General features: G+C 40.1%; 26 protein-coding genes. 17 read left to right on the plus strand and 9 right to left on the minus strand.

Features of this window, described 5'->3' with window-relative positions; all coding sequences use genetic code 11:
• The first annotated feature begins 27 nt into the window (after positions 1-27).
• The 11 genes from RIC88_RS05140 to RIC88_RS05190 all read left to right on the plus strand — a co-directional run bounded on the left by RIC88_RS05140 (position 28) and on the right by RIC88_RS05190 (position 10,246).
• A complete protein-coding gene (locus RIC88_RS05140; protein WP_350216426.1) occupies positions 28-2,565 on the plus strand; it encodes a DNA translocase FtsK 4TM domain-containing protein in 2,538 nt (845 codons plus the stop codon).
• A gap of 11 nt (positions 2,566-2,576) precedes the next feature.
• Positions 2,577-3,203, plus strand: a complete 627-nt coding sequence (lolA1, locus tag RIC88_RS05145) for an outer membrane lipoprotein periplasmic chaperone LolA1 (protein WP_350216427.1) — start codon at positions 2,577-2,579, stop codon at positions 3,201-3,203.
• 78 nt (positions 3,204-3,281) lie between these two features.
• Positions 3,282-3,527, plus strand: a complete 246-nt coding sequence (rbp, locus tag RIC88_RS05150; protein ID WP_350216428.1) for an RNA-binding regulator — start codon at positions 3,282-3,284, stop codon at positions 3,525-3,527.
• Positions 3,528-3,635: 108 nt separating this feature from the next.
• Positions 3,636-3,851 (plus strand): hypothetical protein, encoded by a 216-nt coding sequence (locus RIC88_RS05155; RefSeq protein ID WP_089357033.1) that lies wholly within the window; start codon positions 3,636-3,638, stop codon positions 3,849-3,851.
• A gap of 100 nt (positions 3,852-3,951) precedes the next feature.
• Positions 3,952-4,767: an orotidine-5'-phosphate decarboxylase gene (gene pyrF, locus RIC88_RS05160; protein WP_350216429.1), complete on the plus strand. Its 816-nt coding sequence runs from the start codon at positions 3,952-3,954 to the stop codon at positions 4,765-4,767.
• Between the two features lie 30 nt (positions 4,768-4,797).
• Positions 4,798-6,066, plus strand: coding sequence for a DUF2851 family protein (locus RIC88_RS05165; RefSeq protein WP_350216430.1), 1,269 nt, complete (start codon positions 4,798-4,800; stop codon positions 6,064-6,066).
• Positions 6,067-6,074: 8 nt separating this feature from the next.
• A complete protein-coding gene (locus tag RIC88_RS05170) occupies positions 6,075-7,229 on the plus strand; it encodes a hypothetical protein (protein ID WP_350216431.1) in 1,155 nt (384 codons plus the stop codon).
• Between the two features lie 35 nt (positions 7,230-7,264).
• Positions 7,265-7,903, plus strand: a complete 639-nt coding sequence (locus RIC88_RS05175) for a NeuD/PglB/VioB family sugar acetyltransferase (protein WP_350216432.1) — start codon at positions 7,265-7,267, stop codon at positions 7,901-7,903.
• Between the two features lie 19 nt (positions 7,904-7,922).
• Complete coding sequence (locus RIC88_RS05180; RefSeq protein WP_350216434.1) at positions 7,923-8,270, plus strand: four helix bundle protein; 348 nt, start codon at positions 7,923-7,925, stop codon at positions 8,268-8,270.
• 73 nt (positions 8,271-8,343) lie between these two features.
• A complete protein-coding gene (trhO, locus tag RIC88_RS05185) occupies positions 8,344-9,306 on the plus strand; it encodes an oxygen-dependent tRNA uridine(34) hydroxylase TrhO (RefSeq protein ID WP_350216435.1) in 963 nt (320 codons plus the stop codon).
• A 79-nt stretch (positions 9,307-9,385) separates the two neighbouring features.
• Complete coding sequence (locus RIC88_RS05190) at positions 9,386-10,246, plus strand: nucleoside phosphorylase (RefSeq protein WP_350216436.1); 861 nt, start codon at positions 9,386-9,388, stop codon at positions 10,244-10,246.
• Here RIC88_RS05190 and RIC88_RS05195 read toward each other — a convergent pair.
• The 3 genes from RIC88_RS05195 to RIC88_RS05205 all read right to left on the minus strand — a co-directional run bounded on the left by RIC88_RS05195 (position 10,243) and on the right by RIC88_RS05205 (position 15,793).
• A complete protein-coding gene (locus tag RIC88_RS05195; protein WP_350216437.1) occupies positions 10,243-10,512 on the minus strand; it encodes a hypothetical protein in 270 nt (89 codons plus the stop codon). The two genes, RIC88_RS05190 and RIC88_RS05195, sit on opposite strands and share 4 nt — an antisense overlap.
• A 179-nt stretch (positions 10,513-10,691) precedes the next feature.
• On the minus strand, positions 10,692-11,705 hold the full coding sequence (locus RIC88_RS05200; protein WP_350216438.1) for a glycoside hydrolase family 113: 1,014 nt from the start codon (positions 11,703-11,705) through the stop codon (positions 10,692-10,694).
• 38 nt (positions 11,706-11,743) lie between these two features.
• Complete coding sequence (locus RIC88_RS05205) at positions 11,744-15,793, minus strand: AsmA family protein (protein ID WP_350216439.1); 4,050 nt, start codon at positions 15,791-15,793, stop codon at positions 11,744-11,746.
• 287 nt (positions 15,794-16,080) lie between these two features.
• Here RIC88_RS05205 and RIC88_RS05210 point away from each other — a divergent pair, with 287 nt between their 5' ends.
• The 5 genes from RIC88_RS05210 to RIC88_RS05230 all read left to right on the plus strand — a co-directional run bounded on the left by RIC88_RS05210 (position 16,081) and on the right by RIC88_RS05230 (position 19,988).
• On the plus strand, positions 16,081-17,307 hold the full coding sequence (locus RIC88_RS05210; RefSeq protein WP_350216440.1) for a DMP19 family protein: 1,227 nt from the start codon (positions 16,081-16,083) through the stop codon (positions 17,305-17,307).
• A 140-nt stretch (positions 17,308-17,447) separates the two neighbouring features.
• Positions 17,448-17,984 (plus strand): hypothetical protein, encoded by a 537-nt coding sequence (locus RIC88_RS05215; protein ID WP_350216441.1) that lies wholly within the window; start codon positions 17,448-17,450, stop codon positions 17,982-17,984.
• Between the two features lie 20 nt (positions 17,985-18,004).
• Positions 18,005-19,372: an ApeA N-terminal domain 1-containing protein gene (locus RIC88_RS05220; RefSeq protein WP_350216442.1), complete on the plus strand. Its 1,368-nt coding sequence runs from the start codon at positions 18,005-18,007 to the stop codon at positions 19,370-19,372.
• A gap of 78 nt (positions 19,373-19,450) precedes the next feature.
• Positions 19,451-19,699 (plus strand): type II toxin-antitoxin system ParD family antitoxin, encoded by a 249-nt coding sequence (locus tag RIC88_RS05225; protein ID WP_350216443.1) that lies wholly within the window; start codon positions 19,451-19,453, stop codon positions 19,697-19,699.
• The gene (locus RIC88_RS05230; protein ID WP_350216444.1) at positions 19,692-19,988 is read left to right on the plus strand and encodes a type II toxin-antitoxin system RelE/ParE family toxin; all 297 of its coding nucleotides are present in this window, start codon (positions 19,692-19,694) and stop codon (positions 19,986-19,988) included. The genes RIC88_RS05225 and RIC88_RS05230 overlap by 8 nt, the downstream gene beginning before the upstream one ends.
• Before the next feature lie 88 nt (positions 19,989-20,076).
• Here RIC88_RS05230 and RIC88_RS05235 read toward each other — a convergent pair whose 3' ends face one another.
• From RIC88_RS05235 to RIC88_RS05250, 4 genes are read right to left on the minus strand one after another with little or no spacing between them, the layout of a single operon-like run.
• Positions 20,077-20,859 carry a queuosine precursor transporter gene (locus RIC88_RS05235; RefSeq protein ID WP_350216445.1) on the minus strand — a complete coding sequence of 261 codons (783 nt, stop codon included), beginning with the start codon at positions 20,857-20,859 and terminating at the stop codon, positions 20,077-20,079.
• Complete coding sequence (locus RIC88_RS05240) at positions 20,849-21,772, minus strand: ribonuclease Z (RefSeq protein ID WP_350216446.1); 924 nt, start codon at positions 21,770-21,772, stop codon at positions 20,849-20,851. Before RIC88_RS05240 ends, RIC88_RS05235 begins: the two co-directional genes overlap by 11 nt.
• Before the next feature lie 3 nt (positions 21,773-21,775).
• Complete coding sequence (locus RIC88_RS05245) at positions 21,776-22,147, minus strand: STAS domain-containing protein (RefSeq protein WP_350216447.1); 372 nt, start codon at positions 22,145-22,147, stop codon at positions 21,776-21,778.
• Positions 22,148-22,153: 6 nt separating this feature from the next.
• Positions 22,154-23,113 carry a phosphoribosylaminoimidazolesuccinocarboxamide synthase gene (locus tag RIC88_RS05250; RefSeq protein WP_350216448.1) on the minus strand — a complete coding sequence of 320 codons (960 nt, stop codon included), beginning with the start codon at positions 23,111-23,113 and terminating at the stop codon, positions 22,154-22,156.
• Positions 23,114-23,140: 27 nt separating this feature from the next.
• Between RIC88_RS05250 and RIC88_RS05255 the strand changes: the two genes are divergently transcribed.
• Positions 23,141-23,959 carry an alpha/beta fold hydrolase gene (locus RIC88_RS05255; RefSeq protein ID WP_350216449.1) on the plus strand — a complete coding sequence of 273 codons (819 nt, stop codon included), beginning with the start codon at positions 23,141-23,143 and terminating at the stop codon, positions 23,957-23,959.
• Between the two features lie 191 nt (positions 23,960-24,150).
• Here the strand turns inward: RIC88_RS05255 and RIC88_RS05260 are convergent, their stop codons facing one another.
• Both RIC88_RS05260 and RIC88_RS05265 read right to left on the minus strand, forming a co-directional pair.
• Positions 24,151-24,315: a hypothetical protein gene (locus RIC88_RS05260; protein ID WP_350216450.1), complete on the minus strand. Its 165-nt coding sequence runs from the start codon at positions 24,313-24,315 to the stop codon at positions 24,151-24,153.
• Positions 24,316-24,500: 185 nt separating this feature from the next.
• Positions 24,501-24,659, minus strand: a complete 159-nt coding sequence (locus RIC88_RS05265; RefSeq protein WP_350216451.1) for a hypothetical protein — start codon at positions 24,657-24,659, stop codon at positions 24,501-24,503.
• Positions 24,660-24,801: the final 142 nt, after the last annotated feature.

A 24,801-nucleotide genomic window follows, 5' to 3' on the forward strand; every position in this document is an offset into this window, starting at 1 on the left:
AACTCCATTATTTTTGGGAGATAATCTATGGCACAAAATACCTATAAGAAGAAGGGCGAGAAGAAAGAGAAGGCGAGCCTTAAATTCAACTTCATCACCGACCGAAAATTCCATTTATTCATTGGATTTACCTTGTTGTTGATTTCCATTTTCCTCGGCGTTTCCTTCATTTCATATCTCAGCACAGGTCAGGCCGATCAGAGTGTGGTGGAAGCATATACCAATACCAACGTGAAAGAGTCAGGCGCAGAGGTTCAGAACGCTTTTGGACTTATCGGAGCGATAGCTGCACACTATTTTATTTTTCTTTGGTTTGGCATTGCAGCCATTCTCATTCCTCCATTTGTTTTCATCGTCGCTTACAAAATCATTTGGTATCGTGCACTCCTGCCAATCACGAAAACATTCAACTTTGTAGTATTTTATCTGATCTGGATTAGCATGGTGATGGGGTATTTTCTTCTTTCACAGGAAGAAATATCCATGCTTGGATTTCTGAGTGGCGGTATCGGTTATGAGCTGGCATTGATCGCTCAAAGCCTGATGGGCTGGGGTGCTGTCTTGTTTCTTATCTTTCTTTTCATGGTGTTTAATATGTTTTTCTTCGACATTACACGGATACCGGCATTCAGCGGAATCGTCCCTTCGATGGAGAATATGATCAACCAAATCAAAGCGCTTATACCTGAGAAGAAACCAAAAGCGAAAACAGCAGACATATCCTCGGTTTTAGATCAGATCAAAAAAGAGGTGGAAAACGAAGATTCAAATAGAGATGAATCCGAAACCTGGGTGGTGAAAAAGATTCCACCAAAACCTGTAAATAAGGAAAGGTCGAATCCTGAGTTTACCATTGATCTTCCTGAGTTTAAGAAGGAAGAGGAGCCGCTCCCAAAAGAAGTTGAGGAAAAAGTATTCGCCCCCAAGATGGAGAAACCAACACCTCCATCAACAGAATCTGAAAAGCCTTCTTCTAAAAATGAAGAACATGAAGATTTGTCTTTTGAGGTAGAACAAAAAGAATTCGAAGAGGCGGTTACAGATGAAGCAATAAACTATGACCCAACGCTCGATCTCCCGAGATACAAGTTTCCGACTGCTGCCCTGCTGATTGATTATCCTGAAAAAGATGTTAAGGTTTCAAAAGATGAGCTGGAACAGAATAAGGATCGAATCATTGAGACACTGGTCAATTTCAAAATTGGAATTTCAAGTATCAAGGCCACTATCGGACCAACAGTGACACTCTATGAGATCGTACCTGAAGCTGGTGTGAAAATTTCCAAGATTAAGAATCTGGAAGATGATATTGCTCTTAGTCTTGCGGCATTAGGAATCAGGATCATTGCTCCAATTCCAGGTAAAGGGACCATCGGTATCGAGGTACCTAATAAAAATCGTGAAATGGTAGACGCCCGTTCGGTCATTACCACCAGCAAGTTCATGGAAAGCAAAATGGATTTGCCTGTGGTACTAGGAAAAACGATTTCAAATGAAGTATTTGTAACCGATCTGGCCAAAATGCCTCACTTGTTGATGGCTGGTGCCACTGGTCAGGGTAAGTCGGTCGGATTGAATATTATTTTGACTTCACTCCTTTACAAAAAGCATCCGTCTCAATTGAAGCTTGTTTTAGTCGATCCAAAAAAGGTGGAATTGACATTATTCAATAAAGTGGAGAAGCACTTCCTGGCCAAGCTTCCTGACAGTGACGAACCGATTATTACAGATACTTCAAAAGTTGTGAACACCCTTAATTCACTCTGTATCGAAATGGATAATCGATACGATTTACTAAAGAATGCAGGATGCAGAAATCTAAAAGAGTACAACAAGAAATTCACTGAGCGAAAGCTTAATCCGAACAAAGGACACAGATTTTTACCTTACATCGTGCTGGTAATAGATGAGTTGGCTGACTTAATGATGACGGCCGGCAAAGAGGTGGAAACACCGATCGCAAGACTTGCACAGCTAGCGAGAGCAATTGGTATTCATTTGATTGTGGCTACACAGCGACCATCTGTCAATGTCATCACGGGTATCATCAAAGCAAACTTCCCTGCAAGACTTTCATTCCGTGTAACCTCAAAAATCGATTCAAGAACAATTTTGGATGCAGGGGGTGCAGATCAATTAATCGGTATGGGGGATATGCTTCTTTCAATGGGCTCAGACATGACACGTCTGCAATGTGCATTCGTGGATACCCCTGAAGTGGAAAGAATTTGTGAGTTTATTGGTGAACAAAGAGGCTATGATGATGCTTATCTACTACCGGAGTATGTTGGAGAAGGTGAAAGCGGGATAGGTGAAGTAGATTTATCAGATCGGGATGCACTCTTTGCGGATGCTGCTCGTTTGATTGTTATGCATCAGCAGGGATCAACCTCGCTAATCCAACGTAAAATGAAGTTGGGCTACAACAGGGCTGGCCGATTAATCGATCAACTAGAGGCAGCAGGAATCGTTGGTCCTTTTGAGGGTAGTAAAGCGCGAGAAGTATTAATACCTGACGATCATAGTTTGGAACAGTTATTGTCTGAAATAGAAATCAAATATTAGAAACCAAGAACATGAAAAAGATATATATCACATTCTTATCACTCATCGTGCTTATGCAGGCACATGCACAGTATGATCCGGCAGCACTGGCTGTCTTGGATGCAATGAGCAGTAAGTATAAGAAGGTAGAGGCATTTAAGGCTTCATTTTCTCAAAAACTCACCAACGAAAGCGCAGGACTGGATGAGACTATTTCAGGAGACATAGCTGTAAAAGGAGATATGTATGTTTTGGATGTTGCTGGTCAGAAAATTTTCAATGATGGCACAGACATATACACCTTCAACGCGGAAGCAAACGAAGTAACCATTAGCTCTTACGACCCTGAAGAGTCGGAAATTACGCTTAGCAATGTTTATGATTTATATAAAGATGGATTTAAGTATGCTTTAGCAGAAAAAACATCCAATGGAGATCGAATCATTGAATTAGACCCTGAAAGTAGAGAGAAAACCTATTTCAAGATCAGAATGAACATTAACGCTAAAGATGAGCTAAAGTCTTTCACAGTTTTTGAGCGCACCGGCAATAAATACGTGTATTCAATCAATTCTTTTACACCTACCAGCCTGAGTGACAGCTATTTCAAGTTTGACACCTCAAAATACCCAAATGTTGAGGTGATTGATTTCAGATAATTTATAATCTCAAGAAAAAGCATACCTTTGCTACGTTCAGAACAAGTCTGGACGCATTTTAATTTTTTATCTTTTTTAATGAACATTTTTGTAGCTAAGCTTAACTATGCAACTTCAGAAGACGCATTGAGACAAGCATTCGAAGAATTCGGAACAGTAGATTCCGCTAAAGTTATCATGGACAGAGACACTCAGAGATCGAAAGGTTTCGGTTTTGTTGAAATGCCAAACGATGACGAAGGTAACCAGGCTATCGCAAGCCTAAACGAAACAGAATTAGATGGTAGAACCATCGTTGTAAAAAAAGCAAACCCTAGAGGGTAAGCGCTAGAAACAGATTCTAAGTTTTTGATTTTATATAATTGCTCGTGTGGAAACTTTTCCGCACGAGCATTGTTTTATATACTTACGCACACATAAAATTTTATTGATTTGGCTAGACCTGCAACTACTCCAGTAAAACTTAAAGACGGATATTACATAGAACTCCGACACAAGGGTGAAAGAAAAGGAATTAAGCTTAGAAGTGATACTATTCCTGAATTACACCAGTCGATCAAAAAATACGAGAAACTATACGATGTACACTTCTACGGTGAAGTGAAAAAAGGTAAGGTCGTAAACGATAAGCTTCCGGAGCTTAAATAATCGCTGATTTTTATGGCGTTTTCAAACCTTCCTATTTTGAGGAACAGGATAAGTACGTCCACACTTTTTATCTTAGCCAAAAATCACCTGATCTGATCCTATGACGCGACAGCAGCTATTCGAGCAAATCAAAGAGAAAGAGTCTTTCTTGTGCGTGGGGTTAGATACGGATATAAAAAAAGTTCCTCATCATCTTCTCTCTGAAACAGATCCTATTTTTGAATTCAATAAGCAGATTATTGATGCTACTCATCAATATGCTGTTGCATATAAGCCCAATACAGCCTTTTATGAAGCTCAGGGAGCAAAGGGTTGGGAGTCACTCCAGAAAACGCTCGAGTACATCCCAAAAGACATTTTCACAATTGCTGATGCCAAGCGTGCTGACATAGGTAATACCTCCTCGATGTATGCCAGAGCATTTTTCGAAAACATGAATTTCGACTCTGTTACAGTAGCACCCTACATGGGATCTGATTCTGTAAAGCCATTCTTAGAATTTAATAGAAAGTGGGTGATCATACTCGCCGCTACCAGCAATCCGGGCGGACTTGACTTTCAAGATATAATTATAAGTGATGATGGAGAAAAACTGTACGAGCGAGTAATTCGAAAAAGTGCTGAATGGGGCAATGCTAACAATATCATGTATGTGGTTGGCGCAACAAGGCCGGAGGCACTAATCGGCATACGAAGAATAGTTCCCGAGCATTTTTTGCTGATACCGGGAGTTGGTGCACAAGGTGGTGACCTGAATGCTGTCTGCAAATATGGAATGAACAAACAGTGTGGGTTACTGGTGAATTCATCCAGAGGTGTTATTTATTCCGACGATTCTGAGAACTTCGCCAAAGCCGCTGGGAAAGCAGCTCACAAAATTCAGTTAGAAATGGCTGAAATCCTTCAGGGATTATAGCACACGTCGTATCTTAGAAGGCTAATCGCTATGGACGAGCAGTTTCTACACTACATCTGGAAACATCAAAAATTTGAACCTGGAAAGCTAAAGCTTGCCTGTGGCAAGCAAATGCTTGTTTTCAATCCAGGTAGTCATAATCAGGATTCCGGACCTGACTTTGAAGAAGCCAGAATAAAAATTGATAATATTGAGTGGGCCGGGCAGGTGGAGCTTCATATCAATTCCTCTGACTGGTTTCATCACAGGCACCAAAACGATACTGCTTACGACAATGTAATCCTTCATGTAGTGTGGAATCACGATAAGGAGGTGAAAGTGAATGATGAACCTTTGCCTACATTAGAACTCAAGGAGATCATCAATCCACTACTCGTTAAAAAATACAAATCTTACCTTCATGCTCCAGATGAGATTCTTTGCAGAAATCAACTCAAGGATGTCTCTTCAATTTCCATAAACAACATGCTGGATCGGGTACTGGTAGAACGGCTGGAAGAAAAGGCTGAAAGAATTTTATTGAGCTTGGAAAACAACTATAATAACTGGGAGGAAACAACTTACCATGTAATTGCTGGCAATTTCGGCTTTTCAACGAACAAAGATGCTTTTGAGCGATTGGCTAAACTCCTTCCATTTTCCAGCTTAAAAAAGGTTTTGCAGAGTCCATCACAAACTGAAGCCCTGCTTTTTGGGCAAGCCGGGTTTTTAGAAAAAGAAACAGATGACTATCAGAGAAGCTTAAAATCTGAATTCACCTATCTCATAAAGAAGTTTCAATTGTCCGAAAGTATGATGAAAGCTCAATGGAAATTCGGGAAACTAAGACCTGCAAACTTTCCGACTGTACGATTGGGACAGTTAGCTTCAATACTTTCCCATCAGCCACAACTTTTCTCACTCCTTACAGAAACCGAAAGTATTAAAGAGTTGAAAAGGAAATTGCAAACGCCGCTGAGTGAATACTGGCAGGAACATTATGATTTCGGGAAAGCAAGAAGCAGTAAATCAAAAGCAATTGGGGAAAAATCCTTTGAGAACATTTTAATAAATACCGTCGCTCCCCTTTTAGCCGCATACTCCAAGTACGTTGGTGATTCAAAATATATGGATCGAGCTATTGAGCTCCTGGAGTCGATTCCGAAGGAAAATAATCGAATTACTAAAAAATGGGATGATCCAGGCTTATCGCCAAAAACAGCTTTTGATTCCCAGGCGTTAATTCAGCTATTTAAAAGCTATTGTCAAAAGCGAAAATGCCTCCAATGTAACATTGGTGTAGAGATACTCAACAAATGATCAACTGGATGCTCCATAGTGGCCTCATTGCATTCCTTGCTTTTCTGGGATTTCGTTTCGTCAAAACCGAGTTGCCTGGTTGGGTCTACTGGCTTGGGTTGCTATTAAAGCTATCTGCCGGGATTGTTTTGGGATTAATATTTTATGAGTATTACGAATCTGGTGATACGATAGCTTTTTTTGAAGCAGCTAAAAATCTTACAGAAGTTGAGAATCAACCAAGGACGCAGTTTTTCCTGAAAATCCTCAGACCAGTTGTAGTTTTTACAGATGGCTCATATTGGATTACATCCCTGTACTTTTCATTTATCAGTTTTATCAGTTTTTGGTACGGTTTAAAAGTCTTATCTAACCTTTATCCAGACATCAGGTGGCTAATTACCATTTGCTTTTTAATTATTCCATCAATTGTATTCTGGTCTTCGGGAATCATCAAAGACAGCATGGCAAGCGCTGCGTTGATCGTTTTTGTTGTATCAATGATCCAGACTTACAAACTGAAACGACTACTAATCCCTGACTTAATCCTAATTCTTATTGGAGGATTTATTCTGCTTTATGTAAAGCACTATCTATTTATCACTGCAATCATCTTCAGTGCAGTCCTTTTTTCATTGAGTTTGTATAGGCAGTTGCAGCCTAAATGGCGTTTTGCATCTATTCTGGTTATTTTCATTGCATTAGTGGGTACTCAGTTTGTGCACCCATATTTGGCCATCAATCGAATCCCATGGACGCTGCAACAAAACAATCAGGCGATTCTTGAAAAATCTGATTCGGAGGACCGATTAAACATAGTCCTTGAAGAAGATAGCTGGACTGAAGTGATATCCAATGTTCCGAAAGCACTTCATGCTGGGTTATTTCGGCCATCACTATTCGATCAAACACCAGTCTGGGGGTGGATCCATCGAGTAGAAAATTTTCTGCTAATCATCCTGATGATGATGTCAATCATACTTTTTTTCAAGAAAAAGCACAAAATCGATTGGGCGCTTTTTGTAGGCTCACTTTGTGGTATTCTATTACTCGCAATTATGCTCCCCCTCTCGACACCAAATTTCGGCACACTGGTGCGCTACAAAAACTCATACATGCCCTATCTCTTTCTAATCTGCTCCGTTCTCCCCTATCACTACTTTACTTCTCAAGCGCACAAATAATCACTAATTTTGCGCCTCCAAAAACAAAAAAGGACATGGAAAAACCGGTAATCATTTTAGGCTCAACTGGATTGGCAAAAGCCGCACTTGAAATTTTCAACTCCAATAGCATAGTAGTATATGGATTTCTGGACGATGATGAAAAACTTCACAACACTGAGGTCAACACTGTTACCGTTTTAGGCGCAACCGATGATCACGGTTTCACGAAACTAATCGGACAAAAGTGTGAAGCTTTTGTAGCCACAGATGACAACAAACTGAGAAAGAAGTATGTGGAGTACTTGAACGAAACCCGAAAGATTATGCCGATGAACGCTGTTCATCAATCAGCATCCATTTCAAGTTCTTTCAGTATTGGACATGGCAATTTTGTGAATGCAGGAGCTATCCTGTCCAACGATTCCAAAATGGGCAATCACAATGTGATCAATTCTAAAGCCATCATCGAGCAGGATGTAGAAATAGGTGACTTTGTACAAATCGGTGCTGGTTCTATCATCAATACAAAGGTGAAAATTGAGAATGAAGTGTTTATAGGTTCAGGTGTAACAGTAGTAGCAGGTGTGAAAATAGAAAAAGGGGCAAGAATTGGTGCGGGATCTGTTGTGGTTGGCGATGTGAAGAAAGGACAAACAGTCTTTGGCAATCCGGCAGTTGAGATAAGTAAGTAGAAAGTTAGCAGTAGAAAGAATGAATAATTTCAGAGAATTGAAAGTATGGCAAAGAGCTATAGATTTAGCCACCTTAATCTATTCGCTGACCAAGTCATTTCCAGAATCAGAAAAGTATGGCCTTACTTCACAACTTCAGAGAGCCGCAATCTCAGTTAGCTCAAACATTGCTGAAGGTAGCGGGAGGCAAACAAAACCAGACTTTAAGCATTTCTTATCTATTGCCTTAGGATCACTATATGAAATAGAAAGTCAGCTTGTAGTGTCTCAAAAGCTTAATTATATATCTGAAGAAGCAGTGAATACTGCTATTTCTGAGGTCACGGAAATTCAGAAAATGATCTATTCATTACGATCAAAACTTTAAATTTTCTACTCAAAAACTTAAGTCTTTCTACTTTTGCACTTTAACACCCTGCTGAAACAGGGCTTGGTTCATTATGGAAAAACATTACGTCTTACTCTATTACTGCTATAGTAAAATTGAAAACCCTGAAGAATACAGGGAGCAGCACCACAAACTTTGCTTAGACCTTAATCTTAGAGGTCGTATTATTGTTGCCTCAGAAGGCCTGAACGGTACTGTATCGGGAACGCAGGAAGCATGTGAGCAATACATGGATGCTGTAACGAGTGATCCAAGATTTGCCCACACCGAATTTAAGGTAGACACCAATGATCAGCCTGCTTTTGAAAAACTGCATGTTCGGGTAAAACCTGAAATCGTCCATAGCTCGTTGCGACATGTTGACCCATCTAAAAAAACTGGCGGATATGTTGAGCCTGAGGAGTTCAGGAAGATATTGAAGGATCAACCCGAGGATACGATTATCCTGGATGTACGATCAAACTATGAGCATATGATCGGAAAATTCAAGAATGCTGTCACCCTGGATATTGACAATTTCCGTGATTTTCCCGAGAAGATAGAAGAGCTGAAGCAATACAAAGACAAAAAAATTGTCACCTATTGCACAGGTGGGATTAAATGCGAAAAAGCAAGTGCTTACTTACTCGAGCAGGGGTTTGAAAATGTGCACCAGTTGCACGGAGGCATCATAAAATACGGGCTTGAGGCCAAAGGAGAAGATTTTGAAGGGAAATGCTATGTGTTTGATAACCGAATCGTTAAGGAAGTAAATCAGGTGAACCCTACCATCGTTTCCAGGTGCTATGTTACGGATGAGCCCTGCGATCGAATGGTGAATTGTGCAAACCCACATTGCAATATGCACATCCCTATGAGTGAGAAAGGCGCTGAGATATACAAAGGATGTTGCTCGGAAGAATGCATGAATAATCCTGATACCCGTGAGTACGATGGTACGGGATTCTATCAGAAAAAAATGAATGGGTATAACCCATATAAAGGTTTGAAACGAAAGACAACACCACAGGATTAAGATTAAGTTTTCGTAAATTGAGCTGCTCAAAGAAGTTTCCTGATTAGTTTTAGGATGCTTTAGAAATTTTGACCTAGCTATGCCTCACACCTTTTCAGAGACTGATCTGATACTCAACCCTGATGGGAGCGTGTACCACTTAAGCCTTCGCCCAAAGGACGTCTCTGATAAAATCATTGTGGTCGGTGACCCTGGTCGTGTACATCGGGTATCACGGCATTTCGATTCCATAGAATTTGAAATGAATAAACGGGAGTTTATCACTCACACAGGTGACTATAAAGGCAAGCGACTTACCGTGATTAGCTCTGGCATGGGCACTGACAATGTGGAAATCCTGATGCAGGAATTGGATGCGTTGTTTAACATCGATTTAGTGCATCGGGAGCCAAAACCCAGAAAGAAAAAACTTCAAATAATCAGAATTGGCACTTCCGGAACCATCAGGGATGAAATAAAAGTAGGTAGCCATCTGGCCACAGAGTACGCTATAGGAATGGACCCCCTAATTCATTTTTATGATTTTAAGCATAAGGGTAAGGAGCGTCGAATAGTGGAAAAATTTCAGGAGGAAATTGGCATCCCCTACCTCCCATACTGTTTTAAGGGGTCAACTTCACTTTTTGAAAAATTCAAAGATTGCACAATAGCGGGTAATACCGTGACTTGTCCGGGCTTTTATGCCCCACAAGGGCGTGAACTTCGTGTGCCCATCCGGTTCAAGGAAATCATTGAGAAGATGCAGTACTTCCATGAAGAAGATGTGTGGCTTACTAATTTGGAAATGGAAACAGCAGGCTACTATGCCTTTGGCAAACTAATGGGTCACGAAATGCTTAGTCTGAATGCAATCATGGCCAATCGGGTAAAGTCTCATTTTGCCAAAGATCCAAACAAGGTTATCGACAGCCTGATTTTGAAAGTGCTGGAAAGAATCTAAGATTTGAAGAAAACGCCCAACGCTTTGTTGATAGCAGCGGCAGCATCATTCATATGCTCACGAGCTTCCACCCATTTCTTTCCTGATTTAGTAGTTCGATCATTGATTTGATTTTCCAGCTTCTCTTTTTGGGCTTTTAGCTTGGCTATCTGTTCTTCCATATCTTCCGAAACTTTACTTCCAGCTTGCTTCGTCTCCTCTACCAAATGATCAATCTTTTTGCCTAGCTCCGCCAGGATATCTTCTACTTTGCGCTTCTCACTCATAGGTCAATGGGTTGAAGTGGAAATTTAAGTAATTCGGCTCATTAAAAAAGCTCCTAATACGAAAAGACTCCCCTCCCTGGAGGGGCTGGGGTGGGTTAATCCTAACTCATTCAAAAGAAATCTCTTTAACCCACCTCCAACTCCTCCCAAGAGGAGATTAATGGCATCTTTCGAATGAGTTACTTGGTTTGTTTCCCGTACCACCGTGCAATCACCTTTTCAGCAGGTTTGTTTTGAGGTGTCCATTCTGTACCTCTCCATTTGCCATAACGAGAAGTAAAGTGCCATTTCCAGAAAAAGCCCCCTGCCCACCATTTTTCGTTTTCAAAAGCCTGAAAAGTAGCCTCATAGGCATCTGCCTGTAGTTGGTGATTCGCATTCTCTTCTGATTCATCCACTTCCCAGTGGTTTCCTGCCGCACCATTCGCACTCTGAAAGCCATACTCGGTGAAAAGAATAGGTTTATTCCATTTTTCGGAAAACGCTGAAAGGTTTTTCTTTATCGGGTCCCAGCCTTTTTTGATTTCCTCTATGTTTGGATGAGCTCCACTCGCTAGTGGAAAATATGCATCAATTCCAATATAATCGACGGCATCCCACCAGGTAATATTTTCATAATTATCCCAGTTAGCTGCATAGGTAATTTTACCCTTATAAACCTCCCTTACCTGTCGAATCAATGAGCGCCAGAATTCCGGACGCTCCTTTGAGGGGATTCGGTATTCGGTACCAATGCAAAACAGTTCTACATTCATGGAATCTGCTTTTACCGCATGATTCAGAATGTATTTGGTGTAATCCGACTCCCAGATTTTCCAATTTTCCTCCGAGTCTAAATCAAAATCCCCAACCCAGCCGGCTCCCCTTGCCCATACATGCGGCTTCACCATCACTTTGAGCCCGTTGTTTTTAGCATACTGTATGAGCGTGCAGTTCCCATCTGTATGCTCTCCCCACCACTGACGAGAATGATCAAAAGACACCTGTGGCTCCCCATCGCGTGAAAACGCATAAGGAATAAGTGCCACCCATTTCGCATTGATCCGTTTCACCTCTCCCATCTTGTCGACGGTTATCTCCCTGGGAGGATTTACCAGACTAGCGCCATGAATCCGGACTTCTTTATTTGCCGGTAACAGCACCATGGCTACCCCACCAAAGACAAGAAAAAGTAAAAGGACAAATAGACGCATGATGGAAAGATACGGGAAGATTCTGATGGAAGTTTGATCTAATCTTCTTTATTCCGCTCAAACTTTTTCTCAGCTTTATCAGATTTGTGTACGCCGACACTACTCACTGCACCACTTAAAAGTGCCTTACCCCAATAGTTAAATATGGCTCTGGAGGTGTCACGCTCTTGAAAAATAGTGCCTCTCCTTAGGAAGACAAGGTAGCTTGGGTTTTTGCTCTTCACCACGAACGTGTTGGCAAAAAAGGTCTTGATACCCTGTCCTAAACCATGTGTGTCATGGGTTTTGGTATTTAAAATCTGAACTTTTAAATCATCATAACGGAATCGCATATTCCCCCGAGCGAGCGTATCATTTGCTTTGAAGTTAAAATACAGCTCCGTCGCATAGCCACTCTTAATGTTCACATTCGCTACCGGTCCCAGCATTTGATTCATAGAATCTAAAGGGAACTCTTTTATGCTCCCACTTAATGAGAATTCTTCATCTGCCGCATTCATATTAAACACGCCTTTTACCTCAAAATTCCCAACTTCCATAAGCTTTCCACTTGCGCTGAGTATCATGTGTTCGTTTTCAGCAATATTGGCGTTACCTACGTTTATCAGGCTTGCATCCAGCTCATCAAAGGAAATTTCACCATGAGTGAAATAATCGTCAGGCTTTTCCTGATATCGAATGGTACCCTTTACATTAATCGTGTCAATTAGGAAGGCATGGGATATGTTTCTAATTGTTTGTTGTGGCAAATTTCGAACCTGATCTTCCGGGAAAGGAACTCCTTTATCCCGGTAAATCAAGGCATCCACTCCATTGATGAACATTTTATTTGCCATGTATTTCTGTTTCGTAATCAATTCAGACAGATCGATTCCTTCGACGGTGACATCATCAATTTTCACATTGAACCAGTCATTTTGCTTTTCGATGACATTAGAATACTCCATTGGCGTATATGAGGGGATTAATTGTATATCGTCCAGTCTCAAGGCAGTATTTGGGTAACTGAAACTATAGTTATCAACCAGCAATCGATAATCATCAGACAATGACATTTCAAATGGGCCTGCCTCAAACGATAGGTTTCCAATCTTTTCTGTCAGGGTGCTTAGTGTTAAAGTATCCAGGGATTCGAATTTCTCAACTCTAAGGAAGCCATTGTTCAGGTTTAGATCCTGTTCATTTTTCTTATCACGGTAGCTCCACGAAATATTATTTACAGCAATATGATTAGCTACAATCGGGGTAACGAATGGCTGCTTTTGACCGGCAGCTTCGCCTGGCAGGTTTATCCCGATAGGACGCTCAATGATCAATGAATCCAACCGGAATTGACCATCCTGATAGAGGGATTGAATATCAAGTCCAATGATATCAATCGTTGGAACATCAAAAAACATTCGTTTATCAGCCGATACAAAATGAATGGATTGAAGCTGAATATTGCTTGAAACACTTTGGTATTTAGTATTTTGAATATTTAGAATATCCCCGGATGTTAGATATGGATTTATGCCTTCGATAGACAAATCAATGGAGTCTGAAAACATGATTGCTCCATCTTCAAACGGATCAGCCTTTGGGAAATCAATACCATAAAGTGTGCTATTAATTCCTTTTAGCTCAAGAGAATGAAGTTTATCATCCCCATCTCTTTGCATTGAAACACTTCCTGAATCCAGTCGAAATTGTTGAATGGCCATGGTGAATTGATTTACAGAAGTGGTCGTATCGGAACTCAGCTTAGATTTCGGGATTTTGATTTGAACATCGGGTCTAATCATTTGTACCAGGCTGGCGAACAGGTGATTTTCATCAAAGAATTTGGCCTGTTCAAAATCAACTAAACGTAAGACTGGAATATTTGCATTCAATCGAATTTTGGAAGTGTCATGAATATCGATTGGGGAAATGACAATCCCATTAAAATTCATTTGACCATCCAGGGTATCATACTGCCACTTTTTTAGCTCCACAGAATGATTGTACTTAGGAGCTATCAATTCAATGTTTTCAACCCCCAACCTTCTAAATGCTGTGGAGTCTCCCACAAACACATCGGCATCAAGCCCATCCATGCTCATCTGAAGGGAATCCAACTCACCCCTCAGTCTTCCTCCCGAAATGATGACCTCTTTTTCAATACCAACATTCAACTGTTGTTTACCGTCCTCTTGTGAACGAACATTCAACTCAAAATCAGGATTTATTAATTTAGCTTTGGTGAAAGTGGTGTAATCACCTCGTACTAAACTATCAATCATCAAACCACTCACCAGAAGCGTATCGAATTTTCCGTTGATGTTTTGATTGGCTTTTTCGACCTTCAGGTTCCAGTCTACAAACTGAAAAGCAGTCATATTAGCTTTGGTCGTAAGCTTTGCGCCTTGTATTTGAACACTATCCTGATTGAGGGAAAAACCGTCAGCGCGAAGGGTGGCATATCCATAAAGATCCTTGAATCTCCTGGTTGCCGAGCTCATGTGCAGACTGTTTATACTCAGGTTCACCCGATTAAGGTTTATTCCATTCGGTAGATCTAAACCCCAATTGGTAAACTGCATTTTATCTATTGATATTTCTCTGAAAAACGGAAGTATGGCTTTATAGATAGCTCTGACAGTTGGCGGGGTTTTCTTTGATGTACTTCCTGCATGCCTTACCGCTAAAGAAAGGTTGGGGATTTCCAATGTTCCCATATTCAAAATCTTATCGGCTATTGCTCGCTGAAAATCAATGTATTTCAATTTCAAACTTGGCGCCAGGACGTCTACTAACACTTTCGAATCGTCACCTCCTCTTTCATGACTGACGGTTACATTTTCAAATAAAACTTCTGAAGAAAATGTGTTGACTCTTAACAAGTCAAAATGAGCGGTATGGACACTATCCGGTAATAGGTAGGTGTAATTGTGAATGTCTAATTCTATGTCTTCAAAATACTTGAATCGGTGATCGAATCGGTAATTGCTTGTGTCTAAATGGATGTTGTAAAACACGATGTTGGACTCTTCAACCTTAAATCGCTGATACTTTTCTGCTCCTTCAATTTTTAAATCCACATGCGCATTATTGATGCGGAGCTTGCCAACATCCAGTGCGCCGAAAATGTTAAATATCAGTGAAAGCAATGAATTATCAACATCTTTATTTGCAGTGGCAGCATGAGACTCATCATCCACAAAAACAGTGGGTTCATCCAGGATTAGCTCTTCAATTTTTAAATGATTATCCTGATATGCCGCGATGTAATCAACGCCTTTAAAACTTAGCTTAGGGACATGAATTTCATAGACATTGATGTCATTCTGACCTTTGAAAGTCACTCCCGATGAAGCCATCGGGTTGACTCTGAGGTTTTCAAATGAAAGAATCGAATCTGCGGTGGATAAAACAAATCTGTCGAAGGTCACCTCATGAATACTGTCAGGCAGATGGAATTTCTGATTCCTGATCTCCAATTCAATGGATTCGGAATAGAACACTTTATTTTCATTGGACGTAGAATCCATCACCAGGTTCTTTACTAGGAAATTGATGCTGCCGAGTGAAAACTCGTTTCCGCCATATTTCAATTCACCATCCTGAATCCGGAAATAATCGATCTTTAAAACCTTCAGGTAATCTGAGATGGCGCGGTACATATTTCCGGCCTCAAAGCTGAAGTCTCTTTTTTGACCATTATTCAGACTTACCATGTCAATATCCGGATCCACCACCCGCACGCTTTTAATCACCAATTCCTTTTCCAGGTAAATAGCCCAAATCGATTCCAGATCAATGATGAGTTCATCCAGACTGATTTCATAGATATTATTGATCCCAAGACTGCTCATGTCTTTGGTAGAATCTACACGCAGGGCAAGCTTGTGGACGTTTATACGCTTATCCAGTAGTTTAAAATCAATGGATTCAAAATCAAGCTGATAAAAACCGTTAGTCTCCCGTTTGATCACTTCATTTAGGATGGTGGCGGCATAGTTTTTCCCTACAAAGAATATTGCAGCGCCCAGCCCAAGAATAAACAGTATTATCCCCATGCTCCAGAGGAGAGACCTCTTTGAAATCAGCTTAGGTGGGTTAGGCATATTTTAGTGCCGATTTGGCGGCAATCTAAAATACGAAAAGAAACGGAGAACCTGCTAGCTTCAGCTTAATAAGGTAGCAAATACATATTATCAACTGGTCATGCTAAGTTCATAGTATTATTAACCGTTTAAAAAATGCTTAATTAAACCACATAGCACATACATCTACTATATTTAAAAGGTAAATAAACGCCATGCGGTGTTTACGTTAATGTTGTGCGTCATAATGCAAAATGAAAATTCTCTCTCGATACTTACTAATTGCCCTCATACTTTCAAGCTGCGATATGTTCTTTAAAAAAACCAAAGCGCAAGATTTTGATCCTTTTGATGGATACGAATCAGAAAACCAATTGCGACCTGAGATTGCAAAAGCAGACTTTTATAGAACAACAGGCTTTGACTTTGGCTGGTTACTATTAGAACCAATCGCTATAGTTGACTCCCGAAGTGATGAACCCGAACTCTCAAAGAGATTCTCAAGGGGCCAAAAGGCTCTTTACTTCTGGTGGTACCTAGATGCTCAAGTTACGAACGGTGGATTCGTTCAATTCTACTATAACGATTATGAAATCTATGTGCCAGCAATAATTAAAGGGCTCGAGAGTATTGGAGATCAAGAAATGGCTGATCTGGTAAGGTCTGCTAATGAGATTTATCTATCCAACAAAAAGATCATGGATAAGGCCAAGAAAAAGGATTTATTCGATAGTGACCTTTATGAGCGGTTGGATCAACTTGGCGAACTAGATGAAGAGTACTATGATCTTCATGAGAACACAATGGCCATTCTCGAAAAATACGCAAGGCAACATCCAAATGAATTTTGTGTAGATGAATTCGGACAGCCATTTGATACTAGTTTTTCCGGGACTTTATCTACCAAATATTCGAATGGAAAACTTAAGGAAGAATTTCAATTGTCTAATGGCGTCATAAATGGATTTCTAAAAACCTATTTCGAAAATGGTCAGATAAAATCATGGAATGAATTTTCCAATGGAGAGCAGTTGGGAGAACAAAAGGAGTGGTACGAAAACGGAAACCAGAAGAAGATTGTCACAATTGACATTAAAACTTCTACTGTAAGGGAACGGCTTTACTACGATAACGGGCAACTTGAGGAAGAATATACCTCTGATAAAAATTCACAGAGAATTGGGAAATGGCTCAAATTCTGGAAGGACGGCAGCAAGAAATCAGAGGCTGAATTCAAAGAAGGCATGGCCTATTTCCAGAACTATTGGAACGAAGAAGGTGATCAACTTCTAATAGATGGAAACGGACTTTATATCAATGAGTATTCAATATTCGAAGGTCAGCTACAACGAGACGAACAAGAGTATAAGAACTATAAAAGAGACGGAAAGCAATGGTCATACACTAACGACGTATTAACCCTTTACCAAGAAATGAAAGATGGTAAGGAACATGGAATCACACGGGTTTACGATGATGACGGAAATTTGAAAGAAGAAACCCGCTATGAAAATGGACGACCAATCAATCAGTAAAACGAACGCACAACAAACACTATCATCCATAAGCTAACTGAGCTATTTGCAAAGGCTGGTGCGATGGGATACTTTTATAGAAATTTGGAAAGTCCAGCTTACGGATGATAGTTGGACGTTGGTAGTCATAAACTGCATCTATGAAAAATTTCCTTTACTCCTTAAGCATCTTACTTCTTGTCTCCTGCACAACTGGCCCAACTAAAGAACAAGCTGCTGAACAAGAAAAATCTGAAGAGGTTGCTATCGAACAAACTCCTAACAAGGATAGTAACGAATCCAAAATAACTGAAGAAACTGTTGAACTGGAATACACAACATACTTTTATGAGGACACAATTGATATGAGTAGCCAAACTCTGGATATTTATTGGATTTCTGAAGACTCAATTAACTACAGGCTTTACCATGAGAGTCAACTTTGCACCTACGAACAAGAAGGGTTAGCGATTAACAAATATCCAGGCATGGATGGTGAATCTGATGAGGGTGAAAATGGAACGATGTACTTCTCAACTGAGTATGAGGTAACTGAGGAAGGACAGCTGTTTAGCATACGAATTGAATCACCTGAGCCTAACAGAGTTAAGATCAACTACATCTACGAACAACCAAGAGACGAGTGTAGCCCTGAAAACAAATTCATCATGAAGAAAACGACTACCAACAAGCGGTAAAAACCATTACTTCACACGAAATGTTTACAGATTTTGAAATTAAAGGACAGTGGTTTCTTCCTAACGACTCGGAAAATGCAGTTATAGGAACCCTCAAATTTCAAGTCGGAAAAGACATAAGTCTCGAGACAATTGGCAGTCTATCAGGCCATGATGAAGACCCAGAAATAATATTAGGAATATCTACTGATGGGCATCTTTACACTCTTGTAGATAGCTTAACTGTCAGAAGTCGAGACAGTAGTCGAGGGATATCTACCAGAGCATATTCGGTTCACGAAATGATCAAAAATGGACACTTTACCAGTTTAGATGCACTCCAATTTGATCACGTCCACTTTCAATATAATCTATTCGAAGAATGGCTTGGGAAAAGTGTGTTTGATATTAACGAGAGTTTTGAAAACAGAACTTTTGAGGTCAAAGTAAATGAACCAGATTCAATAGAGTTTTCAATCGACGATATAACAAAAGGTCAAATTCATTTCTACAGAACGAATTTGTTGAGACAAAGACTTCAAAAAAAAATTGAAATAGAGCAAGAAAACGTACTAGCGTTGGAATTTACTCAATTAATTAGTCTCAAATCGTTACTTGAATATCAGCACAAATTTCAGAACTTTCTGACACTGGCCACAGCTGAAAATGTATTTCCTAAAAGGATAGATGCTTGGAATACTTACGACGAAAATCAGGACCAAAGTTTAGAAATCTACTTTATCCCATATGCCAAAGGAAAGACTTCAACTGAATCTAAAATAGATAGATTTATGTTATTTACCTATAGTGACATAGAAAATCGGTTCGAGTCAATTTTAAAAAACTGGTTTTTAAAATGCGATGAATTACAGCCTGTAATATTTCTCCTTTTTAACAATCTCTATAATAAATCAAAATTTAGCTCATTCTCATTTCTAGGAATTATTCAGTCATTAGAAACCTTTCATCGATATCTTATTCCAATTCCTAATAGCAACATTCAAAAACATGAAGAACGTGTTAAGAGAATTTCTGACTCGCTAACAGGCAAAGACAAAAGGTGGGTAAAGTTCAAATTGAAATATGCTTTTGAGCCTTCACTACAAGACAGATTGAACTATATTTTGGATAATTATCCGACGGAAATAGTTCTAAAACTGATTGGAAATCGAGATGAATTTATTAGATCAGTGGTCAATGATCGGAACTTTTACACTCACTATGACAAAAGACTAGAAAAAACCAAGATGGACATGCCTGAACTCATGCGAATAACCGGAATCTTACAATTACTTTTGATTTCAAGCATCCTAGTTGAAATTGGTTTCGACCAAAACCAAGTAAGTCAAATTCATAAAAACGGCCGACATGTAAACCATCTAGTTAAACAGATTTCTAAAAAAGGCTAAACGAGCTAGACTATATGGAATTAAAGAATTTGCTTATAGTACCAATTTTTGGTAACTTTGAAGGTAAAGCAAATTACTATGAGCAAGAATACTTCTATATCACTAGGAAACTACTTTGAGAGTTTTGTTCAACATAGCGTTTCTGAAGGTAGATTTAAAAACGCTAGTGAAGTGATTCGGGCTGGCCTCAGACTCCTCGAAGAAGAAGAAAATAAAGCCATTGCACTTAAAAAGGCTATAAATGATGGTATTAATAGTGGTATAGCCCAAGACTTTAACCCATCAACTCATTTAGAAAAGTTAAAGTCTGCCAGATCTAATGGCTAATTATCAACTCACTAACCTAGCTGTACAAGATTTAACTGACATCTGGAATTACACTTTTGATAATTGGTCTGAACAACAAGCAGATGTTTACTACCAACAACTTGTTACGGGCTTTGAGAATATAACTGCAAACCAAGATATAGGCCGTAATTATGATGGAATAACGAAAGATCTATACGGATTCAAAGTGAATCGACATATCATCTTTTATCGAGTCATAACAAATGAGCTTGTAGAGGTAACTAGGATTTTGCATGAACGGATGGAATTAAAAAGCAAACTAGGATAAATCCACACAACATGCGATATAAGCATGGCCTTACTCAGCTTTTTAATCAGAATTTAAAAAGCTCAGGTCACAGCTTTCTACTTGGACGTTAAAACCCACTCTCACTTGCCTCTTCCTTGATCCGATCAGCCTCCTCTTTTCCGAGGTATCGGTCAATCAAAAAGTGGCCCAGATAGATCACTGGAGTGAGTGCAATCGCAACGATAAACTTATAGATATAATTGAGCGATCCAACAGACATAACCTGTGAGAAGTCCCACCGGCTCTCCGCGGGTACAAGGAGGTAGAACGCAATTGCCAGCACTACAAAGCTGTCAATGAGCTGAGAGATGAGCGTAGAGCCCGTAGCTCTCAACCAGATCATCTTCTCTCCGGTAATTTTTCTCAAACGCTGAAAGATGATCACATCCAGTATCTGCCCAACCAAAAAAGCGATAATGGAGCCTACGATGATACCCAGCCCCTGTGTGTATATCTTATTGAAAGCAAAGTTCATATTGAAGTAATTGCCATCCGGGTCTGTACTGTTCACATCCATCCAGAATCCGGCCGGACTCAGCTGGGTCACCACCCAGATCATCAGAAAAGCATAGGAAATACAGCCCACGGCAAGGAAACTAATTTTCCGTACCCCGGCCTTCCCAAAGTATTCATTGATAATATCGGTAGTGATGAACACCACCGGCCATATCATTACCCCAGCGGTGAGGTTGAAATCCAGCGTATACCCAAATATGTCAAGGTTTGCTGGTTCCCACCCAAGAGATTGTTCCAGTGAAAAGATCTTCACTCCTATGAGCTCCGCGAGGATCGCATTGGTCAGGAAGATGGCTCCCAGAATGATAAACAGGTTTTGCTTCTTATTTCCCATCTACCACAAATTTGGTTCCTTCAATCGCAAGCTCCGTATTCTTAAAAACAGCTTTTGCTTCATCAATGATCGGGTCCAGCTCTTTATACCGGGCAGAAAAATGTCCAAGTATGAGTTTGCCTACCCCTGCTTCTTTTGCATACTGCGCAGCTTGCTCTGCAGTGGTGTGATAGGTCTGTATCGCCCTGTCTTTCATATCATTCGCGAAAGTGGCTTCATGATACAGCATATCCACCCCTTCGATCATGGATTTTAGCTCTGGCCTTAATCGTGTATCTGAGAAAAAGGCATAGCTATAGCTGGGATTCGGATCCAGGGTCAGTAGTTTATTTTCATATTTCACTGATCCGTCTGTATTCAGTACATCTTCCCCATCCTTCAATCGTAAAATATCCAGATTGGAAAGCTGCACTTCAGGCAGCTTATTGCGATTTATTCGACGCTTTTTTGGCTTTTCTTTAAACAAATAGCCGGAACATGGTACCCGGTGATCCATCGGCATGGTGGTCACTGTAAATTTAGGGTGATCCAAAACCATTTCAGATTCATTCGGAGTAAACTCCACAAACTGAATATGAAAATTGAGTGAAGTCTCCGAATAACGTAGTTGCAGTTGCAATATCTCTTTCAGCCCCGGAGGACCTACCAGCAGCAATTCCTTTTTCCTTCCAAACAAATGCATGGTGGATAACAGGCCAATCAGGCCGAAGTAATGGTCCCCATGCAAATGCGAAATGAAAATATGATCAATTCGTGAAAGCTTCACTTTGTGCCGTTTCATCAGCAGCTGTGTGCCTTCCCCACAATCAATTAAAAAATGCTGATCCTGAAGTTTGAATAACTGCGCAGTATGATGCCGGCGATGTGCAAACGCCGCAGAGTTAGATCCTAATATCAGTAATTCAAGGCTCAAGTTTTATTCTGCTGCGCCTTGCCCCTTGTTTATCTCAGTCAATAAAACTGCATCGGCTGCTTCTTCCTGGCCAGCCACAATGGTCATTACCTTATCCAACTGGCTGATAGAGATCAACTTCATCACGTGATCAGTGACATTGTAAAGTACAAATGCACCTGATTCACCAAATGATCGATTGCCCACCAAAAGCGCGCTCAATCCACTGGAATCTACATATTTCACATCCTCCATATTCACGATCAGGCTTTTCACACCATCCTGTGCCAGGTTCATAAACTCAGTTTTCAGCTCAGGCGCCATCGTAGAATCAACCTTTTCCTGGTTGATTTTGGCCATCGAGTAATTTTCGTATTTGTCTACTGTAAATTCCATAATTCTTTATTCTACAATTTGGGCAATATCCTCTTTAATTCGGGCTAATTTATTTGAGTATTCGTCTTTAACAAACTTTTCACCGGAGATGTTCTCATAAAGCTCAATATAGCGATCAGAGATCATCGTGATTCTTTCTTCTGGCATTTCAGGTATTTGCTGTCCGTCTTTCCCCTGAAAACCTTCAGATATTAGCCATTGTCTTACGAACTCTTTGGAAAGTTGTTTCTGAGGCTCGTCTTTTTCCAACAATGACTGATAGGGTTCTGAATAAAAATAACGTGAAGAGTCGGGCGTATGCACCTCATCGATGAGGTAGATTTCTCCGTTGTACTTTCCGAACTCATACTTGGTATCCACCAAAATCAACCCTCGCTCTGCGGCTATTTCCGTTCCTCTTTCAAAAAGCTTTTGCGTGAAGTTTTCCAACTGCACATAATCTGCTTCCGAAACAATTCCCTGTTTCAAAATTTCTTCCCGTGAGATGTCTTCATCATGTCCCTCATCCGCTTTCGTGGTTGGCGTGATGATAGGAGCATCAAATTTTTGATTTTCCTTCATTCCGTCAGGCATGGGAACCCCACAAAGGATGCGTTTGCCATCCCTATATTCTCGCCAGGCATGACCTGTCAAATATCCACGTATGACCATTTCCACCTTGAAAGGCTCACATCTTTTACCAAAAGTGACATTGGGGTTTGGAGTTGCTTCTACCCAGTTAGGAACAATGTCTTTGGTGGCCTTTAGAAACTTAGCTGCCAATTGGTTCAGCACCTGTCCTTTATAAGGGATAGGTTCAGGCAGGACCACATCAAAAGCAGAGATACGATCCGTGGCAATCATGGCCAGTTTGTCGCCAAACTCATATACTTCGCGAACCTTTCCGGTGTATTTTCCGGTTTGTCCTTTAAATTGAAAATCGGTAGAAATGATGCCTTTTGACATAGATCGCAAATATAGCTTCATGCACACGATTGGACAGACACTCATCCCATGAAAAAAGCGCTTGGTATTCTTCTTCTTCTATCGGCCTGTGAGTTTCGGATGGATGATGAAACAGCACGAAAAAACCTGGAGCCCAGTGTGAAAATTCAGTTTGGTGATTTAGCTGTTGGTGACCGAAACGTTCACTATGCCTTTGTTGATAGACAAAAAGAGCATCTGCTGGTCTTCGTTCACGGTTCACCCGGATCATGGAATGCATTCATTGACTTTTTTAAAGCTGATACCTTATTGCATGAGTTTGACATGATAGCTATTGATCGTCCGGGATTTGGCGGATCAGGTTTTGGTGCTGCTGAACCTTCACTGGAAAAGCAAGCCTATCAAATGAATGAGGTATTGAAGGGTTTTAGCGGGAAGCAGATAATACTGATAGGTCACTCGCTTGGCGGACCAGTCATTGCCAGGATGGCTATGGATTATCCTAATGCTTACAAAGGATTGATTTTAGTTGCTCCTTCTATCGATCCGGAGCTTGAAGAAGAAGGGTGGTACCGTAAGGTTATATCAACTGAGGTCGGCGCATTTTTTACACCAAAAGAATTTGAAGTGAGCAACGCTGAGATTTTAACGCTTAAGAAAGAATTAGAAGAAATGCTTCCACTGTGGAAGCAAATAAAAATACCAACGATCGTCATTCAGGGAACGGAAGATGCGTTGGTATCTAAAGAAAATGCAGCTTTTGCAAAGACAATGATTCCAGATTCGCTATTATATGTGAATTTGTTGGAGGACGCCAACCATTTTATTCCATGGTCTCATCCGGAAGAGATAGTAAAAGCGATCCGCCAGCTGGCGGATCGCAATTAATCTATCTTCCATAGCTAGACGCTTAGCGTCTTTCTCATAAATGTCTCGCACTTTTCTTTGCTGCCAATATATAGGATGCTAAAGCCTTTCTTTACCATCCAGTCACCTGTTTGGGATTTTGTTAACCGAACTTTGTCGTCGTTCCTTTTTGCGAATAATCTAAAAAGATTCATGGTGAGTATATTTTAGTTTTACATAAGCAAAGCATTCTCCAGGTACTTTTCACATTTTCGCTTTGATCCGATGTACAAAATCCGATAGCCTTTCTTCACCATCCATTTATCACCCGTTTCAGTCTTGGTGATCTTGATCCGATTCTGATTTCGCTTACCTGAAAAAAAGTCTAAAATGCTCATTGTAATAAAAGAAGCGTTAAAAATTGCATCATTTATATATTAAACATTAATATACTAATTTTTGTTGTGTTAAAGTGCAATTTTTTATAAAAATCATCATATTTTCGACGAATAAAGCAAAAATAAAAGGGCAGCACCTGGTGAGAAGTGCTGCCCTTTTGGTGAGAATTTTTCTTTAGCTGCTTCTACATGGCGTGACTCATGTAGGTCTCGCATTTGTCTTTTGATCCGATGTATAATACAGTTGATCCCTTCCGAACAACCCATTCCCCAGTCGCCTCTTTTTTAAGCTTTAGTTTGTTCTCATCGGTTGATTGTCCTAGTAGTGCTTTAACAAATTTCATCTGCTTTCTATGATTACGGTTGATTTATACTTTGTTGAGAACAAATTTAACTATTCTAAGTGAATAATTAAAATAATTAAATAAGTTCTTCTTAAAATACAATTTATTAATTCAAAAACCGCTATTCGTCGATGAAATCGTA

It is taken from the genome of Ekhidna sp., from assembly GCF_040220215.1.
In the GTDB taxonomy this organism is placed as follows: Bacteria; Bacteroidota; Bacteroidia; order Cytophagales; family Cyclobacteriaceae; genus Ekhidna.

What these genes read in the sequence shown, in the direction of transcription:
- rbp (WP_350216428.1), top strand. Translation starts at nt 3,282, where the DNA reads ATGAACATTTTTGTAGCTAAGCTTAACTATGCAACTTCAGAAGACGCA.
- RIC88_RS05260 (WP_350216450.1), bottom strand. Translation starts at nt 24,315, where the DNA reads ATGAGCATTTTAGACTTTTTTTCAGGTAAGCGAAATCAGAATCGGATC.
- RIC88_RS05255 (WP_350216449.1), top strand. Translation starts at nt 23,141, where the DNA reads ATGAAAAAAGCGCTTGGTATTCTTCTTCTTCTATCGGCCTGTGAGTTT.
- RIC88_RS05265 (WP_350216451.1), bottom strand. Translation starts at nt 24,659, where the DNA reads ATGAAATTTGTTAAAGCACTACTAGGACAATCAACCGATGAGAACAAA.
- RIC88_RS05180 (WP_350216434.1), top strand. Translation starts at nt 7,923, where the DNA reads ATGAATAATTTCAGAGAATTGAAAGTATGGCAAAGAGCTATAGATTTA.
- RIC88_RS05200 (WP_350216438.1), bottom strand. Translation starts at nt 11,705, where the DNA reads ATGCGTCTATTTGTCCTTTTACTTTTTCTTGTCTTTGGTGGGGTAGCC.
- RIC88_RS05190 (WP_350216436.1), top strand. Translation starts at nt 9,386, where the DNA reads ATGCCTCACACCTTTTCAGAGACTGATCTGATACTCAACCCTGATGGG.
- RIC88_RS05225 (WP_350216443.1), top strand. Translation starts at nt 19,451, where the DNA reads ATGAGCAAGAATACTTCTATATCACTAGGAAACTACTTTGAGAGTTTT.
- RIC88_RS05220 (WP_350216442.1), top strand. Translation starts at nt 18,005, where the DNA reads ATGTTTACAGATTTTGAAATTAAAGGACAGTGGTTTCTTCCTAACGAC.
- RIC88_RS05245 (WP_350216447.1), bottom strand. Translation starts at nt 22,147, where the DNA reads ATGGAATTTACAGTAGACAAATACGAAAATTACTCGATGGCCAAAATC.
- lolA1 (WP_350216427.1), top strand. Translation starts at nt 2,577, where the DNA reads ATGAAAAAGATATATATCACATTCTTATCACTCATCGTGCTTATGCAG.
- RIC88_RS05210 (WP_350216440.1), top strand. Translation starts at nt 16,081, where the DNA reads ATGTTCTTTAAAAAAACCAAAGCGCAAGATTTTGATCCTTTTGATGGA.
- RIC88_RS05230 (WP_350216444.1), top strand. Translation starts at nt 19,692, where the DNA reads ATGGCTAATTATCAACTCACTAACCTAGCTGTACAAGATTTAACTGAC.
- RIC88_RS05215 (WP_350216441.1), top strand. Translation starts at nt 17,448, where the DNA reads ATGAAAAATTTCCTTTACTCCTTAAGCATCTTACTTCTTGTCTCCTGC.
- pyrF (WP_350216429.1), top strand. Translation starts at nt 3,952, where the DNA reads ATGACGCGACAGCAGCTATTCGAGCAAATCAAAGAGAAAGAGTCTTTC.
- RIC88_RS05205 (WP_350216439.1), bottom strand. Translation starts at nt 15,793, where the DNA reads ATGCCTAACCCACCTAAGCTGATTTCAAAGAGGTCTCTCCTCTGGAGC.
- trhO (WP_350216435.1), top strand. Translation starts at nt 8,344, where the DNA reads ATGGAAAAACATTACGTCTTACTCTATTACTGCTATAGTAAAATTGAA.
- RIC88_RS05170 (WP_350216431.1), top strand. Translation starts at nt 6,075, where the DNA reads ATGCTCCATAGTGGCCTCATTGCATTCCTTGCTTTTCTGGGATTTCGT.
- RIC88_RS05250 (WP_350216448.1), bottom strand. Translation starts at nt 23,113, where the DNA reads ATGAAGCTATATTTGCGATCTATGTCAAAAGGCATCATTTCTACCGAT.
- RIC88_RS05235 (WP_350216445.1), bottom strand. Translation starts at nt 20,859, where the DNA reads ATGGGAAATAAGAAGCAAAACCTGTTTATCATTCTGGGAGCCATCTTC.
- RIC88_RS05175 (WP_350216432.1), top strand. Translation starts at nt 7,265, where the DNA reads ATGGAAAAACCGGTAATCATTTTAGGCTCAACTGGATTGGCAAAAGCC.
- RIC88_RS05165 (WP_350216430.1), top strand. Translation starts at nt 4,798, where the DNA reads ATGGACGAGCAGTTTCTACACTACATCTGGAAACATCAAAAATTTGAA.
- RIC88_RS05140 (WP_350216426.1), top strand. Translation starts at nt 28, where the DNA reads ATGGCACAAAATACCTATAAGAAGAAGGGCGAGAAGAAAGAGAAGGCG.
- RIC88_RS05195 (WP_350216437.1), bottom strand. Translation starts at nt 10,512, where the DNA reads ATGAGTGAGAAGCGCAAAGTAGAAGATATCCTGGCGGAGCTAGGCAAA.